The sequence below is a fragment of the Alphaproteobacteria bacterium PA2 genome, from assembly GCA_002256425.1.
GTDB lineage: Bacteria > Pseudomonadota > Alphaproteobacteria > Caulobacterales > Caulobacteraceae > Phenylobacterium.
The window spans coordinates 3,049,733-3,066,199 of sequence record NKIZ01000001.1 but is presented as its reverse complement, the minus strand read 5'-3'; the positions used below and the strand labels follow the sequence as shown (position 1 = coordinate 3,066,199).

Annotated in this window: 15 protein-coding genes; 9 read left to right on the top strand and 6 right to left on the bottom strand. The window is 63.4% G+C overall.

Going from position 1 to position 16,467, the window contains the following annotated elements; genetic code table 11:
- Positions 1–43: 43 nt before the first annotated feature.
- The 5 genes from CFE28_14750 to CFE28_14730 all read left to right on the top strand — a co-directional run bounded on the left by CFE28_14750 (position 44) and on the right by CFE28_14730 (position 4,934).
- On the top strand, positions 44–676 hold the full coding sequence (locus CFE28_14750) for a hypothetical protein (protein OYU71142.1): 633 nt from the start codon (positions 44–46) through the stop codon (positions 674–676).
- Positions 673–1,503: a hypothetical protein gene (locus CFE28_14745; protein ID OYU71141.1), complete on the top strand. Its 831-nt coding sequence runs from the start codon at positions 673–675 to the stop codon at positions 1,501–1,503. Before CFE28_14750 ends, CFE28_14745 begins: the two co-directional genes overlap by 4 nt.
- 125 nt (positions 1,504–1,628) lie before the next feature.
- On the top strand, positions 1,629–2,090 hold the full coding sequence (locus CFE28_14740; GenBank protein ID OYU71140.1) for a hypothetical protein: 462 nt from the start codon (positions 1,629–1,631) through the stop codon (positions 2,088–2,090).
- Positions 2,091–2,215: 125 nt separating this feature from the next.
- Positions 2,216–4,300 (top strand): hypothetical protein, encoded by a 2,085-nt coding sequence (locus tag CFE28_14735; GenBank protein ID OYU71139.1) that lies wholly within the window; start codon positions 2,216–2,218, stop codon positions 4,298–4,300.
- Positions 4,301–4,322: 22 nt separating this feature from the next.
- The gene (locus CFE28_14730; GenBank protein ID OYU71138.1) at positions 4,323–4,934 is read left to right on the top strand and encodes a thioredoxin family protein; all 612 of its coding nucleotides are present in this window, start codon (positions 4,323–4,325) and stop codon (positions 4,932–4,934) included.
- Between the two features lie 70 nt (positions 4,935–5,004).
- Here the strand turns inward: CFE28_14730 and CFE28_14725 are convergent, their stop codons facing one another.
- A complete protein-coding gene (locus CFE28_14725) occupies positions 5,005–6,597 on the bottom strand; it encodes an isocitrate lyase (GenBank protein OYU71137.1) in 1,593 nt (530 codons plus the stop codon).
- A 148-nt stretch (positions 6,598–6,745) separates the two neighbouring features.
- On the opposite strand from CFE28_14725, the gene CFE28_14720 reads away from it, so the two are divergent.
- Positions 6,746–8,164 carry an XRE family transcriptional regulator gene (locus CFE28_14720; GenBank protein ID OYU71136.1) on the top strand — a complete coding sequence of 473 codons (1,419 nt, stop codon included), beginning with the start codon at positions 6,746–6,748 and terminating at the stop codon, positions 8,162–8,164.
- A 126-nt stretch (positions 8,165–8,290) separates the two neighbouring features.
- Positions 8,291–10,441 (top strand): malate synthase G, encoded by a 2,151-nt coding sequence (locus CFE28_14715; GenBank protein ID OYU71135.1) that lies wholly within the window; start codon positions 8,291–8,293, stop codon positions 10,439–10,441.
- Here the strand turns inward: CFE28_14715 and CFE28_14710 are convergent.
- The 3 genes from CFE28_14710 to CFE28_14700 are packed head-to-tail and all read right to left on the bottom strand — an operon-like array spanning position 10,438 to position 13,261.
- Positions 10,438–10,866: a hypothetical protein gene (locus CFE28_14710; GenBank protein ID OYU71134.1), complete on the bottom strand. Its 429-nt coding sequence runs from the start codon at positions 10,864–10,866 to the stop codon at positions 10,438–10,440. The two genes, CFE28_14715 and CFE28_14710, sit on opposite strands and share 4 nt — an antisense overlap.
- 8 nt (positions 10,867–10,874) lie before the next feature.
- Positions 10,875–12,473, bottom strand: a complete 1,599-nt coding sequence (locus CFE28_14705) for a choline dehydrogenase (GenBank protein ID OYU71133.1) — start codon at positions 12,471–12,473, stop codon at positions 10,875–10,877.
- Between the two features lie 2 nt (positions 12,474–12,475).
- Entirely contained in the window at positions 12,476–13,261 is a 786-nt protein-coding gene (locus CFE28_14700) for a hypothetical protein (protein OYU71132.1), read from the bottom strand.
- 160 nt (positions 13,262–13,421) lie between these two features.
- Between CFE28_14700 and CFE28_14695 the strand changes: the two genes are divergently transcribed.
- Positions 13,422–13,727 (top strand): PhnA protein, encoded by a 306-nt coding sequence (locus CFE28_14695; protein OYU71131.1) that lies wholly within the window; start codon positions 13,422–13,424, stop codon positions 13,725–13,727.
- A 42-nt stretch (positions 13,728–13,769) separates the two neighbouring features.
- Here the strand turns inward: CFE28_14695 and CFE28_14690 are convergent, their stop codons facing one another.
- Complete coding sequence (locus CFE28_14690) at positions 13,770–14,630, bottom strand: hypothetical protein (GenBank protein OYU71130.1); 861 nt, start codon at positions 14,628–14,630, stop codon at positions 13,770–13,772.
- Positions 14,631–14,859: 229 nt separating this feature from the next.
- Between CFE28_14690 and CFE28_14685 the strand changes: the two genes are divergently transcribed.
- Positions 14,860–15,915: a histidine kinase gene (locus CFE28_14685; protein OYU71129.1), complete on the top strand. Its 1,056-nt coding sequence runs from the start codon at positions 14,860–14,862 to the stop codon at positions 15,913–15,915.
- Here the strand turns inward: CFE28_14685 and CFE28_14680 are convergent.
- Positions 15,907–16,449: a hypothetical protein gene (locus CFE28_14680; protein ID OYU71128.1), complete on the bottom strand. Its 543-nt coding sequence runs from the start codon at positions 16,447–16,449 to the stop codon at positions 15,907–15,909. The two genes, CFE28_14685 and CFE28_14680, sit on opposite strands and share 9 nt — an antisense overlap.
- Positions 16,450–16,467 lie beyond the last annotated feature (18 nt).

The window sequence follows — 16,467 nt, the reverse complement described above, 5'->3', positions numbered from 1 at the left end:
CTTCTGGCCTGACCTATGTGCGAACTCTGCGGGAGGGGCGGACGTGGTGCGGGAATTTCTGGTCTGGCTACAGGACCATCTGGGCAAGGGCCCCAGCGATACAGCTCAGTCCTGGAGCCAGAGCCTTCTCGGGTCCCTGAACTTCTGGGGCCTGATCGAAGGCACCCATCTGCTGTCCCTGATGCTGTTTGCCGGAACGATCCTGTTTGTTGATCTCCGACTGCTGGGCGCAACCTTTCAAAGGACTCCGGTCTCGGTCCTGAGCCGGCGCGTCCTGCCCATGACCGTATTCGGCTTCGCCCTGATGATTGTGACGGGCATGGCGCTATTTTTCGCCAAGCCATTGTTTTATTATCACAATATCTGGTTCAGGGCCAAACTGGTCTTTCTGGCCCTGGCCATGATCAACATTGTGGTCTTTCACGTCCGCGCCCGGCGCAATCAGGAAAAGTGGGACGCCCTGCCCAAGCCTCCTGCGGACACGCGGCTGCTGGCGGCCCTGTCCCTGACCTCCTGGGTGCTGGTGATCACCCTGGGGCGCTTCATGGCCTACAGCTGGTTTGATTGCGGCAAGCCGATTCCCCACTGGGTGAATGTCGTCCAGGACTGCCAGGCGTCGGAGAATGGCGCCGTCGATCTGTCCGCCATGACCAAGGCCGGGGGGCAGGGCTCATGAAGATTACCTTTGGCGAATTCCTTCCGGCCCTGAGGCCCTGGGTGCAGCATCTGGACCAGGTCTGGCCCGCCTACATCATCAAGCCCCAGTTCGCGTCCTGGGAAGTCCTGCACATCCTGTCGCTCGTCATCCTCGGCGGATCGGCGATCCTGATGAACCTGCGACTGGCCGGCGCCGGCCTGACCGAAGAATCCCCGTCCGAGGTCTATCGAAGCCTCCGCCGCTGGCAGGATGCCGGCGTCATCGGGATCATCATCAGCGGCGTGCTCATCGGCATGGCCAATGCAGAGCGCCTCTATGACAGCACGGCCTTTGTCGTGAAGATTGTCGCCTTGATCTCCGGCATTGTCCTGACCTATGGCGCCAGCCGTCCGATCGCCAGGGCCGACGGCCTGGTCAATGCGTCAGCCAGGACCTGGTTTCTTGTCGGCGCCGCGCTCTGGCTGCTCTCGGTCGCTATCTTCACAACAGCCGTGCTGGCCAATCCAGGGCTGTTCCATGTGCTCATGGCGGCCGCCATCATGGTGCTGTTCCTGACCCGCGGCCGGGCAAGGCTGGTGTTCGCCGCAGGGCTGGCTGTGCTGGTTGTGGGTCAGATCATTGTCACCCATGGCCCCATTCCAGCCGATGACCTTGCCCGCCTTGACCCATTCAACAAGACCTACGCTGTGGCCCTGGCCCTCTGGATCGCCGGCAATGCCGGCCGGGAAGTCTTCAGGCCCCAAGGCGGCGGCGATGAAGCCAGGCTTGCAAAGCTGGTCGGGTACGCTTCCATCCTCGTCTGGGTCACAGCGGCTGCAGCCGGTCGCTGGATCGCCTTCGCCTAGGACGGCGGCAACATCAATCTGACCCCGGGAACCCTGACATGAAGCTCAGACTTATCGCACTGGTGGCCGTCCTCGGCGGACTGGGATGTCTGGCGGCCTGCTCGAAGCCGGGGGCGGATCCATCTATGGCGTCAGTCAAGTACGACACGAATCTCCAGATGGCCGAGTTCATGGGCCATGTTGTGGACCCGGCGGCCTTCGGATTCTGGAGGGGCTCGGGCTCGGAAGAGACGGTTGAAGGCACCCGCGAGCTTGCGCCGACCACGGATGAGGGCTGGGAGGCCCTCGAGACTTCCGCGGCGACCTTGATCGAGGCGGGCAACATGCTTCAGCTGCCCGGGAGGGCGCGAGACCCTGAAGGTCACTGGAACAAGTACGCTCAGGATCTTTCGGCCAGGGCGGCGGAAGGCAAGCTGGCGGCCTTCAAGAAGGACAAGGTGGCTGTCTTTGAGACCGGGGCAAAAATCTTCCAGGTCTGTGAGGCCTGCCACGCCGAGTATGTGATCGGGCCGCAGATCAAGGCCAATGGCCCGGCCATCGCCGACCCCCTGCCAGCCTGGCCTGCAGACCTTCCCAAGAAAAAATAGGCCATCTGAAACCTGCCGGTAATCTATTGGACCCGCAGATGTGACACGCTTGATGTCGCAATGGGTCGTGATACATCAGGACTGCAAATGAGTGGGTCCTCTCAGGCCCCGACCAGGGAAACAATATGTCCGGAAAGTTCCTACGTGCTGCAGTGGCGGCGACAGTGGTCGCCAGCGCCCTCGGTCTTGGCTATGTCGGTCTGAAAGGGCCCGCGATCAGCGTCGCACAGGCAGACGATGCGGTTGTCGTGAGCCCGACCAAGGTCGACAACTTCCGGCTCTCTGACCAGAACTTTGAGTCCCACGAGCTTTATCGCCTGGCCGACGCCTCGGCGGTGGTGATCATCACCCAGCAGAATGGTTGTCCGGTCAGCCGGAACACCGCCTCGTCCATGAAGGCCCTGCAGGCCGCTTTCAAGGGCAAGGGCGTCGAGTTCCTGATGCTGAACTCCAATCCCATGGACACCCGCCAGGAAATTGCGGAGGAGGCCAAGGAATACGGCATGGACATGCCGATCCTGGCGGACGCCAATCAGCTGGTTGGCGAACAACTGGGCGTAACCCGGACCGCCGAAGTCATCATTCTTGATCCCAAGACCTGGACTGTCATCTATCGCGGCCCGGTGGACGACCGGGTCACCTATGAGCGCCAGAAGGCCAAGGCCTCGGCGACCTGGGCGGCGGACGCCCTCAACGCCTTCCTCGCCGGCAAGCCTGTGGCGGTTGCCCGCCAGCCTGCTGTCGGTTGTCTGATCAACTTCCCGGACCGGGGCCAGCCCTCGGCCATGAACATCTCCTATTCCAAGGTGATCGCCCCGATCATCCAGGAGAAGTGCGTCGCCTGCCACCAGCCGGGCGGCATCGGCCCCATGCCCTTCACCAACTATCAGCGGATCAAGAGCTTCTCGCCCATGATCCGGGAAGTGATCCGCACCCAGCGCATGCCGCCCTGGCGCGCTGATCCTGATGTCGGCAAGTTCCATGGCGACCGCAGCCTGAGCTCCGAGCAGATCAAGCAGATGGTCCACTGGATCGAGTCCGGCTCACCCCGCGGCGAGGGTGATGATCCGATTGCTGCGATTGAGTACAAGGCGGCGGAATGGCCCCTGGGCAAGCCGGACCTGATCCTCGACATCCCGGCCTATGACATTCCTGCCAACGGCATTGTGGACTATCAGCGCCCGTCGGTTCTGAACCCGCTCAAGGACGGCAAGTGGCTCCGGGCCTCAACGATCAAGGTCGAGAACCGTCAGTCGGTCCACCATATCCTGACAGGATATCTGAATGAGGCGCCCAAGCCTGGTGAGCCCGCCAATGAGAGCCGTTGGGGTGTCTCGGTCGGCGGATATGCGGTTGGCGCTGAGTCCATTGTCCAGCCAGAGGACACCGGCGCCTATATCCCGCCAGGCGGGGCCATCGGCTTCCAGAACCACTATACGCCCTTCGGCAAGGCCGTGACCGAGAAGTCGCAGATTGCGCTCTACTTCTATGACAAGGCCCCGAACCTGGTCATGCACAACTCGGTCATCATCAATCCGAACATCAGCATCCCCCCCAACGAGCCCAACTGGAAACAGAAGGCCCATCTCTATTTCCCCAAGGATGCGATCCTGCACGGCGCCTTCCCGCATGCGCACTATCGCGGGGCCTCGTCCCAGCTCTGGATCCGCTATCCGGACGGCAAGGAGAAGCTGCTCCTCTCCCTGTCCCGCTATGACTTCAACTGGCAGAGGGAATTCGAGTTCGCCGAGCCCATTCCGGTCCCGGCCGGCTCGAACCTGATCGCAATCTATACCTATGACAATTCCAAGCGGAATCCGGCCAATCCGGATCCCAACCGGACCGTGCCCTGGGGTGATCAGTCCTTCGACGAAATGCTCTATACGGCCGTGCGCTATCGCTGGGCCGGCGAGACTTCGGCGACCATGAACAAGTACGACGAACTGCTCAACGAGAACCGGTTCATGGGGATCATGGATTCCAACATGGACGGCAAGCTCCAGAAGGAAGAACTGATTGGCCGCATGGGCGAGCGCATGAAATCCAACTTCTTCCTGATCGATGGCAACCACGATGGCGCGATCAGCAAGGAAGAGCTGGACAAGGTCATGGCCATGATGCGCGGTCGCGGCCGGGGCGGCCCCGCAGGCGGCGGACCGCCTGCTCCGCCTCCGGCGCCTCCGGCGACCCCATCTGCCGGCGCCCACTAGCAGGAGAGGGGCGCGGTCATTCATGGCGCGCGCCCTGACCTTGTTCCCGGTGCTGCTGTTGGGACTTGTCCTGACGGCAGGTGAGGCCCGGGCGGATCTGGCTCGACTGGAGACGGGAAGCCCGGCGCCGGATTTCTCGGCCCTGGGTTCAGACGGCCGCACCCACGCCCTTTCGGATTTCGCCGGCAGGGTCGTGGTCCTCGAGTGGACCAGTCCTGTCTGTCCCTATACCGAGCTGAAATACCGGCGCGGCCTGATGCAGGCGATACAGAAGCGCGCCCGGGCGGCGGGCGCCGTCTGGCTGGCCATCAATACATCCCCGCCAGGGCGAGCTGGCCACCTGACGCCCGAGGCAGCGAAGGCCCGCCTGCAGGCCACGGGTTCACAGGTTACAAGCCTGCTGCTGGACGAGACCACATCCATGGCCCGGGCCTATGGCGTCCGTACAACCCCGACCCTCTATGTCATCGGCAGTGACGGGCGGCTGGCCTATCAGGGCGCGGTTGACGCCGACTCCCAGAAGACCCGTGATGATGGTCGCGACCATGTCACCGCCGCCCTGCGGGACCTGAAGGCCGGCCGGCCGGTGAAGCTTCCCCTCACCCGGGCCTATGGCTGCGCGGTGGAGTACTGAGACCAGGACATGAAAACGGCCCGGGACGTGAGCCCCGGGCCGCTTCCTTGGCTTATGGAATGAACCGGCCTTAGCCGAACTGGTTCATCGTATTGTGCGCGCCGCCGGCCTTAAGGGCCGCTTCGCCGGCGAAGTATTCCTTGTGGTCGTCGCCGATGTCCGAGCCGGACATGTTCTGGTGCTTCACGCAGGCGATGCCCTGACGGATTTCCTGACGCTGGACGCCCAGCACGTAGCCCAGCATGCCCTGGGTGCCGAAGTATTCCTTGGCCAGGTTGTCCGTGGACAGGGCGGCCGTGTGATAGGTCGGCAGGGTGATCAGGTGATGGAAGATGCCGGCCCGCTTGGCGCCGTCAGCCTGGAAGGTGCGGATGCGCTCGTCGGCTTCGGCAGCCAGTTCGGTAGTGTCATAGTCGACGCTCATCAGCTTGTCGCGGTCATAGGCCGAGACATCCTTGCCGGCCGCCTTGTAGGCGTCGAACACCTGCTGGCGGAAGTTCAGGGTCCAGTTGAAGGACGGCGAGTTGTTGTAGACCAGCTTGGCGTTGGGGATCACTTCGCGGACCTTGTCCATCATGCTGGCGATCTGCTCGACGTGGGGCTTTTCGGTCTCGATCCACAGCAGGTCGGCGCCGTTCTGCAGCGAGGTGATGGAGTCCAGGACGCAGCGGTCAGCGCCCGTGCCTTCACGGAACTGGAAAAGGTTGGACGGCAGGCGCTTGGGACGCAGCATCTTGCCATTGCGGTTGATGATCACATCGCCGTTGCGGGCGTTTTCCGGGGTGATCTCTTCGCAGTCGAGGAAGCTGTTGTACTGGTCGCCCAGGTCGCCCGCCTCGTGGCTGACGGCGATCTGCTTGGTGAGGCCAGCGCCCAGGGAGTCGGTTCGGGTGACGATGATGCCATCCTCAACGCCCAGCTCGAGGAAGGCGTAGCGGCAGGCGCGGACCTTCTGCAGGAAGTCCTCGTGCGGAACCGTGACCTTGCCGTCCTGGTGGCCGCACTGCTTTTCGTCGGAAACCTGGTTTTCGATCTGCAGGGCGCAGGCGCCGGCTTCGATCATCTTCTTGGCCAGCAGGTAGGTCGCTTCGGCATTGCCGAAACCGGCGTCGATGTCGGCGATGATCGGAACCACGTGGGTCTGGTAATTGTCGACGGCGGCCAGCAGTGCCTTTTCCTTGGCGCTGTCGCCAGCGGCGCGGGCGGCGTCGATTTCGCGGAACATGCCGCCCAGTTCGCGGGCGTCAGCCTGGCGCAGGAAGGTGTAGAGCTCCTCGATCAGGGCCGGGACCGAGGTCTTTTCGTGCATGGACTGGTCGGGCAGGGGCCCGAAGTCCGAGCGCAGGGCGGCGACCATCCAGCCGGACAGGTAGAGATAGCGGCGGTCGGTATTGCCGAAGTGCTTCTTGATGGAGATCATCTTCTGCTGGCCGATGAAGCCGTGCCAGCAGCCCAGGGACTGGGTGTACTGCGAGGAGTCGGCGTCATAGGCCGCCATGTCCTTGCGCATGATCGCAGCCGTATAACGGGCGATGTCCAGGCCGCTGGTAAAGCGGTTCTGCAGGCGCATGCGCGCCACGGACTCGGCATTGATGCCGTCCCAGGTCCCGCCCTTGGTGCTGATCAGCTGGCCGACCTGGGTGATGTGGTCTTGATAAGACATGGAACGCGTCCTCGAAACGACAGTGAAATCTGGACGTCGCCCTACAGGCCCGCGCACACAGTGTGGAGTCGGTGCGAGGTTTAGATGTAACACTTTACAGAAAATCCGTGTATGTATGTAAGAACTCGACATTCAAGGATCCTGAGCCGTGTCCGCCGATCGCCGCCTCTATGTGGGTCCAAGCCTGCGCCGTCTGCGAAGGGACAACGGCCTGACCCAGGCCGACATGGCCGCCGATCTGGAGGTCTCGCCCTCCTATATCGCCCTGCTGGAGCGCAATCACCGGCCGCTGAGCGCCGAAATGCTGCTGCGTCTCGCCCAGACCTACAAGCTCGACATGTCGACCCTGGCCGGCAAGGACGGGTCGGACCATACGGCGCGCCTGCAGGGGGTTCTCAAGGATCCGATGTTCGCCGACATCGACCTGCAGCCCCTGGAGACCGCCGACGCCGCCACGAACTTCCCCGGGATCACTGACGCCTTTCTGCGGCTCTACACGGCCTATCGCGAGGAGCAGCTTGCCCTTGCTGACCGGGGCGCAGAGGCCGGCGCTCTGGGGGACGGAACGGACGAGCCGCCTGATCCTGTGGCTGAGTCACGGCGGTTCCTTGCGGCACGGCGCAACAGCTTTCCCACCCTGGACGATGCGGCCGAGCGCCTGGCGGATTCGGTTTCGCGACATGACAGCCTGTCGGGCTATCTCCTGGCGGGACACACCCTGAAGGTCCGGCGCCTGCCCGCCAGCGTGATGGTGGGATCGGTCCGTAGACTGGACCGGCACCGTCGGGAAATCCTGCTGGCCGACTCCCTCGACACCGCCAGCCAGACCTTTCAATTGGCCCTGCAGCTGGCCTATCTGGAACTGCGACCCGAGATCGACGCCGCCCTGGGCAAGACCAGGTTCGACACCGAGGGGGGTGAAAGGCTTACCCGTCGCGCCCTGGCCAGTTATGCCGCCGCAGCCATCCTCATGCCCTATTCCGCCTTCGCCCGCGCAGTGGAGGCCAGGCGCTATGACGTCGAGGCCCTTGGCCGCCAGTTCGGCGCGAGTTTCGAGCAGACTGCCCACCGTATGACGACCCTGCAGAAGCCAGGACAGGAGCGGGTGCCCTTCTTCTTCATCCGGGTGGATCCGGCGGGCAATGTCTCCAAGCGGCTGGACGGCGCAGGCTTTCCCTTCGCCCGTCACGGGGGCGGTTGCCCGCTCTGGACGGTCCACCAGGCCTTCCGGGCGCCCCGGCAGATCGTCACCCAATGGCTGGAGCTTCCGGACGGCCAGAAGTTCTTCTCCATCGCCCGGACAGTGACCGCCGGCGGCGGCGGTTTCGGCGCCCAGAGCGTCGAGCGCGCCATCGCCCTGGGCTGCGCCGCAGAACATGCCAGCAAGCTGATCTATACCCAGGACCGGCCGGGCTTCGGCCCAGAGACGGCGACTCCGATCGGTGTCACCTGCCGCCTCTGCCACCGCACGGAATGCACCGCCAGGTCAGCACCGCCGATCGGCCGACAGATCCTGCCTGATGACATTCGCCGCACATCGGAACCCTTCGGGTTCTCGGATGCTTGATGGACAGGCGAAGGCGGCCGCCCAGAAAAAGGGCTTCAAATTCTCTCGCTTCCGTGTCTAAAGCGCCGCCTATTGCGACCCGGGTACGGGCCGCCAGACCGTTTCAGGAACGAGCAGAGACGTCACATGGACATCAGCACTTCGCTTTCGGTTGACGACCTCCTGCATGCCTTTGTCGAGCAGGAACTGCTGAAAGACAGCGGGATTTCAGGGGCGAAATTCTGGTCCTCCCTTGAGGCCCTGCTCGCAGATTTCACCCCGCGCAACACCCAGATGCTGGCGCGGCGGGACGACCTTCAGGTCCAGATCGACGCCTGGTGGAAGGCCCGCAGTGGGAAGACGCTGGATGTTGCCGAAGAAACTGAATTTCTTAAGGAAATAGGCTATCTTCTGCCCGAGCCTGAGGCCTTCGAAATCGGTGTCCGGAACGTGGATCCCGAGATCGCCAAACTGGCTGGACCGCAGCTGGTCGTGCCTGTCTCGAACGGCCGATATGCCCTCAACGCCGCCAACGCCCGATGGGGCAGTCTCTATGACGCCCTCTATGGAACAGACGCCCTGGAGCCCCCGACCGGCGGCAAGGGATATGATCCCGACCGGGGCGCCAAGGTCATCGCCTATGCCCGCGCCCTGCTGGACCGAGTCGCCCCCCTGGCCGGCGGCTCACATGCAGACGCCACCAGCTATCGTCTGGAAAACGGCGTTCTCGCCGTGGCGCTGGCCGGCGGCGCCAGCACAGGTTTAAAGGACGCCGCCCAGTGCGTCGGCTGGCGCGGGGCGGCCGAGGCCCCGGAAGGCGTGCTCCTTCGCCACAACGGCCTCCACCTGGAAATCCAGATCGACCCCAACCACAATATCGGCCGGGATGACCCGGCCCATGTGGCGGACGTGCTGATGGAGTCGGCCCTGACCGCCATCCAGGACTGTGAGGACTCGGTCGCGGCGGTGGACGCTGAGGACAAGGCCAATGTCTATCGCAACTGGCTGGGCCTGATGCGGGGCGACCTGACCGCCAGCTTCCAGAAGGGTGGAAAGACCGAAACCCGCGCCCTGGATTCCGACCGGGTTTACAAGACTGCGACGGGTTCGGACCTTGTCCTGCGGGGCCGCAGCCTGCTGCTGGTCCGCAATGTGGGTCACCACATGATGACCGACATGGTCAGGTTCAACGGCCAGCCGGTGTTCGAGACCGTGGTCGACGCCCTGGTCACGGTCACGGCGGCTCTGCACGACCTGAACGGCGCCCGCCTCAACAGCCCGGCCGGCTCGGTCTATGTGGTGAAGCCGAAAATGCACGGCCCCGACGAGGTCGCCCTGGCAGTCCGCCTGTTTGACATGGTCGAAGACGCCCTGGGCCTTGCACGCAACACCGTGAAGCTTGGCATCATGGATGAGGAGCGTCGCACCAGCGCAAACCTGAAGGCCTGTATCCACGCCGCCCGCGATCGTATCGTCTTCATCAATACCGGCTTCCTGGACCGGACCGGCGATGAGATCCACACCGCCATGGAAGCTGGCCCCATGGTCCGCAAGGACACCATGAAGGCCGAGCCCTGGCTGGCTGCCTATGAGAAGCGCAATGTGGAAATCGGCCTGGCCACAGGCTTCCCGGGCCGCGCCCAGATCGGCAAGGGCATGTGGGCAGCCCCCGATCAGATGCAGAACATGCTGACCACCAAGGTCGGCCACCCCAAGGCCGGCGCCAATACCGCCTGGGTGCCGTCGCCGACGGCGGCGACCCTGCACGCCCTGCACTATCACGAGGTGGACGTCGCCGCCCTACAGAGCGCCATGGGCAAGCTGGCCGCCACCGGTACGGACGATCTGCTGACCCCGCCCCTGGCCAGGTCCAACTGGAACCAGGCCGACATCCAGCAGGAGCTGGACAACAACGCCCAGGGCATTCTGGGCTATGTGGTGCGCTGGATCGACCAGGGCGTCGGCTGCTCCAAGGTGCTGGACATTCACAATGTCGGCCTGATGGAAGACCGCGCCACCCTGCGGATCTCAAGCCAGCACATCGCCAACTGGCTGCACCACGGCGTCTGCACCGAGGCCCAGGTCCGCGAGACCCTGCTGCGCATGGCCAGTGTGGTGGACGGCCAGAACGCCGATGATCCGCTTTACCAGGCCATGGCGGGCAACCCCGACGCCAGCATTGCCTTCCAGGCCGCCCTTGACCTGGTGTTCGAGGGACGGGTCCAGCCCAACGGCTATACCGAGCATATCCTTCACCGCCGGCGGCGGGAGCGTAAGGCCCAGCTGGCCGGGGCCTAGGCCTTCCGCCAGAAGGGCTCCCTGGCCTTTACTGGGTCCAGCAGTGTCCAGTCGCCCTGTTCCAGAACCTGCCCGCGGGGGAAGGGCGGACCAGGGCGCAGGCCGAGCGACCTGAGCACGCGATCGTCGCGGTAATAGCAGAGGGTCACCCGCTGGACGGCGGCCCAGAAGGTCATGCCCAAAGCTGCCTGGACCTTCTGCAGGATGGTGTCCTGCCCCTCCGGAGGCAGGGCGGCGAAGTTTCCGGGACCTTCAGACGTCACCGCGTCGAGAACGCTTACAATCGCCGGTGCAATGTCGTTCAAGCTTGAACTGATATCAGCGAAGATGACCGGATCATCTGCGCCAAGGGCGCCGTCCTCAGCCGGGATCATGCGTCCGGCGATGATCCGGAAGTCTGCAAGCTGTTGTTCTGTCAGGGCCATGAGCGGTTTCAATCAAACAGGTTGGCCAGACGCGACTTGATGGCGTCTGCGACATAGAGGGCCAGGGCCTGGATGGTCGAAGTCGGGTTCACGCCCGCCGAAGTGACGAAAAGACTGCCGTCGATGACGAAGAGGTTCTTCACGTCATGGGTCCTGCCCCACTCATTGACCACGGCGGACCTGGGATCGCGCCCCATGCGCGCCGTACCCATCAGATGCCAACCGCCAAAGGCCAGGGGAGAGTCCGTGCGCACCTCATAGGCGCCTGCCGCCTTCATGACCTCGGCGCCCCGCGCCATGGCGAAGTCCAGCATCCGACGGCTGTTGTCGCTGATGGCATAGGTGATTTTGGGCGCCGGGATCCCGTGGGCGTCGGTCAGGGTCTCGTCGAGTGTCACAGTATTGTGGAGTTCGGGCAGGTCCTCGCAGATGGCGACCATGCCGGTGGACCGGTCAAGACGCTGTCGGAAGGCCTTGTGGTGGCCGGGGCCCAGGGGGACCCGCCCTGTTCCCATGGTCGAAAGGGCCTGGCTGGCCGGCCCGCCCCCGCGACTGAATTCATAGGTATAGCCCCGGACAAAGCCACGGCTGAGATCGGTCTCATAGAATTCCTGGCTCCAGAGCCCATTGCTGGGGCCACGTCCGCCGTCCAGGGGCTCATCGAAATAGCCGGTGATGGCGGCATAGGGGTGGAACATCAGGTTCTTGCCGACCAGACCGCTGGAATTGGCCAGGCCATCGGGGAAGAGCTTGGATTTCGAGTTCAGCAGAATGCGCGGGGTGCCGACCCCGTTGCAGGCCATGATGACAATGTGGGCCGGCTGGAACTGTTCACGACCCTCGGGGTCGAAATAGATGACGCCGCTGGCCCGGCCCTGGTCATTGACGCAGACCTCCCGCACCCGGCATCCGGTCCGCACCTCGACGCCCGCCCGGACAGCCAGGGGCCAGTAGGTGATGTCAGTGCTGGCCTTGGCGCCCTGGGCGCAGCCATAGAGACAGTGGCCCAGGTTGATGCAGGGCGCCCGGCCTTCGTGTTCCCGGGTGGCGATGGCGCTGTCTGAGGGCCACCAGTGCCAGCCCCGGGCGTTGAAACCCCGGGCGACGGCGGCGGCGGACTTGCCCAGGGGCAGGGGAGGCATGCGCTCGGGCTTAAGTGGATTTGCAGGGTCGCCCCGCAGGCCGGCGACGCCCATGATGGCGTCGTTCTGATCGTAGAATGGCTCAAGGGTCGCATAGTCGATCGGCCAGTCATCGGCGACCCCATCCAGGGTCTTCACCCTGAAGTCGGAGGGATGAAACCGTGGGAAGTGCCCGGCATAGAGGACTGTCCCGCCGCCGACGCCGTTATAGTTGGCGATCTTGATGGGTGAGTCATCCTCGTTGATCGGATAGTCCGCGGCAGCCCGTCGGATGCTGGGATTGAAGCTATGATCCGTATGCTGACGAGCCTCCCAGTCCCGGCCCGCGGATGGAAAGGTCGAGGGGTTCGGCCAGTCCCCCTGGTCGAGACAGACTATACGCATCCGCGTGTCCGCAAGGCTCCAGGCCGCTGCCGCGCCCGAGGCGCCAGCCCCAATGATCAGGACGTCGACGGTCTCCAGCATGGTCAGACTTTCGCCTCGGCCTTCAGATCAAACCAGACGCCGCCGATATCAATTCGCGATCCCGAAACCGGCCTGTTCCGAGCTGAGGCCCGGGCCCTGATCCCGTCCGGGTCGCGGACCGCCAGGGTCAGTCCGGACAGGCCTGGCCCGCGGCCGTCGGTCGCCTCGACAAAGGTCAGGTCGGCATTGTTGAGGGAAAGGGTCAGGGTTCCATCCTGGTCCCGGACCTCCTGACCGAGCACCCGCCCCCAAAGGTCGGCGAGGGCCGCCGGGTCGGCGCCCTGAAGCTCAACGCCGATCAGGTCGCAGGTGATATCCTGGCGGACATGCTTCTCCCAGCCAGATCCCCCGGCGGGCATCCAGTGGCCGGCAAGATCCTCATACTGGTCCCATTCCACCTCCAGAAAGGCGGCGACCATGTCTCCTGGATGGAGCTGACAGAGGTTCCAGCCGTCCCGCTCGAACTCATAGGCGACCCGGACCCCGTTCTCCATCGCCTGACGGCGGACTTCAGACTGGGCCTGTCGCGTGTCGGCCTGGGTGATGACCATGTATCCGCCATCGCCGCCGCGCCGCTGCAGATAGCGCCCGCCGGCGGTGTTCTCAGTGATCGGCGCCACCACCTCCAGGAAATTGCGACCGATGGGCAGCAGGGTGTTTTCCAGCCCGAAGACCTTCACGCCCGGGTCGATGTAACAGGCCTCAAGGCCCAGAATGTCGGTGAGATCGTCAATGACCGGCGTGAGCCTTTCCGCAACGAGGCAGATCTGCCGAAGCTGGATTGTCATGAAACCCCCCTTTGAGGGCAGTCTGCAACAGTCGAGGCAGGGGGGCCAGAACAAAGGGCCGACCGCTGGGGACAGGCTGGCTGCAAACTAGTCGGGGCGTCCGGGCGTGACTTCTGCTATCGCCTGCTTTGCGACAGGGGCTTTCCGGAGAGACCAGACCATGGCCGAAGACAATGCTGACGACTTCGTTTTCGACGAGACGACCGGAGAGTGGGTCAGTGCAGCTTCCCTGCAGGATAAGGCGGACGCGGCCGTCGAGGTGCGGGATTCTGTCGGCAACCTGCTGGCCGATGGCGACAGCGTCACCCTGATCAAGGACCTGAAGGTCAAGGGCGCCGGCCAGACCCTGAAGCGTGGGACAGTGATCAAGTCGATCCGCCTGACCGGGGACGATCAGGAGATTGATTGCCGCTATGAAGGCATCAAGGGCCTGGTCCTGCGGGCGGAGTTCGTCCGGAAGTCCTGAGATCTTCCGGACCGGGGAAGCCCCGATCCGGAAGATATTGATTTACCAGTTGATTTCGCGGCTCAAGTCATCGAGGCGTGAAATGATGTCGGACTGATCCTCGCGGGTCAGGGAGCCGTCATTGCGCCTCTGGGCTTCGTCATCCCGGCGGATGGCGTCCAGGGAGCGGAGGGCATAGGCCCCGTCATTGGTAGTGATGGTCCGGTTTGCCATGGAGCGCCGGATTCCCCGATCAAACCAGACCTCGCGGCCTCGGGTGTCTTCCCGGGCGCCGGTCCAGCCGGGACGGTTGCCGGGACGGGCGTTCTCCCGAGCTGTCGCAGAGGTCGCGATCCACTGTCCTCGGGTATTGTAGTAGCCTGTGACAGGCCCTGCGACCCAGCGCCGTCGGCTGTCATAGTGACCGGTGGCCGAGCCATTCACCCAGGATCCATTATCCGAATAATACCCCTGGGAAGAGGTCGGCACCCAGCGACGGTTTGAGTCATAATAGCCAGCGGCCACGGTGTTTCCGCCCGAAGCGATCCAGTGGCCCTGACGGTCATAGTAGCCGTTGGGGACGCCGTTCATCCAGTTCCCGTTGCGGTCATAGTATCCTGTCGCTGCGACAGAACTCTTGGGATTGGCGTGCCAGACTCGGTTGTTATCGTAGTATCCGTAGGCGTGCTGACAGTCGCCTTTGGCCAGCTGATTGCCGATCACGCCACCGCCAATACCGCCGAGAATCGTGCCGGCTGCCCGGTCGTCGCCTGCTACGGCATTGCCAAGCAGGGCGCCGATAGCGGCGCCGGCCAGGGTTCCGGCCACGCGGTTAGTTTTCCGCTCCTCACAGTTCTGCTGTGCGAAAGCTAGTGTAGGGGTCAGGGCTGCGGCCAGTATGACCGCCATGATTTTGAGTTTCATTTGATGAGTCCATTAGCGCAACCCATCGTCGCGCATGTACTCGGTGAACGCGCATTATAATAATAGGTTCCAATATTATCCAACCCGCACTCTCGAGTCATTCACGACTAAAACCCAGATACATGATCTATGACAATAAGCTGCAATTATTCACGGTGTATTCTGATATCGTGACAAGACATGCGGCTAAGGAATTTTCCTGGCTCAGACTTCAGTTCGGACATCAGACATGCCGGCAGACGACGCGTCGATCGAGCTGGGCAAGGCGCTTGTCCTCTCCTCGCACATTCCGGTCCTGCTTCTGGATGGCCACGCCCTCGTGGTCGCTGTCAGCGACAGCTTCTGTGAGACCTTCCGCCGTCCCAGGGATCAGGTTCTCAACCGGTCCCTGACCACGATCGGCGAAGGGGAATGGAACAAGCCCCAGCTTGCGACACTGGTGGAGTCCGCCTTTCAGGGCGTCGAGGATATTGGCCGGTATGAGACCGACCTGCGACACCCGGACCGAACAACCCATACCCTGGCTGTCGATGTGAGACGGGTTGTCAAAGGCCCACCGGCCGAGGCCCGTATCCTGATGATCCTGAACGACGTGACCCAGATCAGACGGGTAGAGCGGGAGAACGCCGCCTTGCTCCGGGAAAAGGACCGACTTCTGGAAGAACGGGGGGTTCTGCTGCAGGAAATGCAGCACCGGGTGGCCAACAGTCTGCAGATCATCGCCAGCGTCCTGCTTCTCAAGGCGCGCGGCGTGTCTTCAGAGGAGAGCCGGCTGCATCTCCAGGATGCCCATGATCGGGTGATGTCCATTGCCGCCGTGCAACAGCACCTTCAGCCAAACTCCGGTCAGGTGGATGTAGAGCCCTACCTGCAGAAACTGTGTTCCAGCCTGGCCTCGTCCATGATGCGCGGCGGCCGGGGGCTTACCCTGGAGGTCAAGGCGGACCCCGCTACGGTCACATCCCAGGAAGCGACCAGTCTTGGTCTGATCGTCACGGAGCTGGTGATCAACTGCCTCAAACATGCCTTTCCCAATGAGCGCTCAGGCATTGTCCGTGTTGTCTACAAGGTCGGCAGCGCCGCATGGACCCTTTCGGTGTCCGACAATGGCGTCGGCATGCCGGTGGAGGGGATTGTCAGGAAGTCGGGAATGGGGACCCACCTGGTTGAAGCGCTTGCCCACCAGCTGGAGGCGCACGTCGAGACGAAGGACAACCGGCCAGGAACCCGGGTCGAGATGTCTGGGCCCGTGCTCAGGGCAGGGGACCCGTCACCTTCAGTCTGAAGCCGGGTCCGCCTCGTGGGTCTTTATGATGGCCTCGAGCACGATCTGGGTGTTGGCGGCTGATGACATTGCCTCGGCCTCCGGGTCGATCCGGTTGGCGACGTTTGGATTATCGAGACGAAGACTTTCGAGCAGCTCGATCAATTTTGACGTCTTGTGATCAATGACAATAGCCAACTCCAGGGTCAGCTGTTCCCTGCGGGCCGCTCTCAGGTCCTCGCGTCTCTGGGTCGTCAGAATGATGGCCGTCATGTAGAGCGCCCCCAGGGCGACGGCTCCCGCGAGCAGGGGAAACGGGTGCGGGTCAAGCGGGGTCAAGCCCATGCCCGGGGCAAACAGGTTCCCGAGAATCCAGGCAAGTACGAAGGCCGTCAGGAATATGCTGAAGGCCGGATGGCCCAGCCAGGCCGTCATCTGGGCCATGCGGCGGTCCAGACGGGTCGCGTCCAGCTGGTGCTCAGCGTGGACCTTGGCCATGGCGTCGACGGCGTCCGCGACGTATCGCGGCAGGTCCTGGTCTGTTCTCTCGGTCATAGGGTTTTCCAGCTTCAG

Coding starts and splice junctions, on each gene's coding strand:
- CFE28_14695 (OYU71131.1), top strand. CDS start 13,422: ATGGCCGAAGACAATGCTGACGACTTCGTTTTCGACGAGACGACCGGA.
- CFE28_14735 (OYU71139.1), top strand. CDS start 2,216: ATGTCCGGAAAGTTCCTACGTGCTGCAGTGGCGGCGACAGTGGTCGCC.
- CFE28_14705 (OYU71133.1), bottom strand. CDS start 12,473: ATGCTGGAGACCGTCGACGTCCTGATCATTGGGGCTGGCGCCTCGGGC.
- CFE28_14730 (OYU71138.1), top strand. CDS start 4,323: ATGGCGCGCGCCCTGACCTTGTTCCCGGTGCTGCTGTTGGGACTTGTC.
- CFE28_14710 (OYU71134.1), bottom strand. CDS start 10,866: ATGGCCCTGACAGAACAACAGCTTGCAGACTTCCGGATCATCGCCGGA.
- CFE28_14725 (OYU71137.1), bottom strand. CDS start 6,597: ATGTCTTATCAAGACCACATCACCCAGGTCGGCCAGCTGATCAGCACC.
- CFE28_14740 (OYU71140.1), top strand. CDS start 1,629: ATGGCGTCAGTCAAGTACGACACGAATCTCCAGATGGCCGAGTTCATG.
- CFE28_14715 (OYU71135.1), top strand. CDS start 8,291: ATGGACATCAGCACTTCGCTTTCGGTTGACGACCTCCTGCATGCCTTT.
- CFE28_14745 (OYU71141.1), top strand. CDS start 673: ATGAAGATTACCTTTGGCGAATTCCTTCCGGCCCTGAGGCCCTGGGTG.
- CFE28_14685 (OYU71129.1), top strand. CDS start 14,860: ATGCCGGCAGACGACGCGTCGATCGAGCTGGGCAAGGCGCTTGTCCTC.
- CFE28_14690 (OYU71130.1), bottom strand. CDS start 14,630: ATGAAACTCAAAATCATGGCGGTCATACTGGCCGCAGCCCTGACCCCT.
- CFE28_14700 (OYU71132.1), bottom strand. CDS start 13,261: ATGACAATCCAGCTTCGGCAGATCTGCCTCGTTGCGGAAAGGCTCACG.
- CFE28_14680 (OYU71128.1), bottom strand. CDS start 16,449: ATGACCGAGAGAACAGACCAGGACCTGCCGCGATACGTCGCGGACGCC.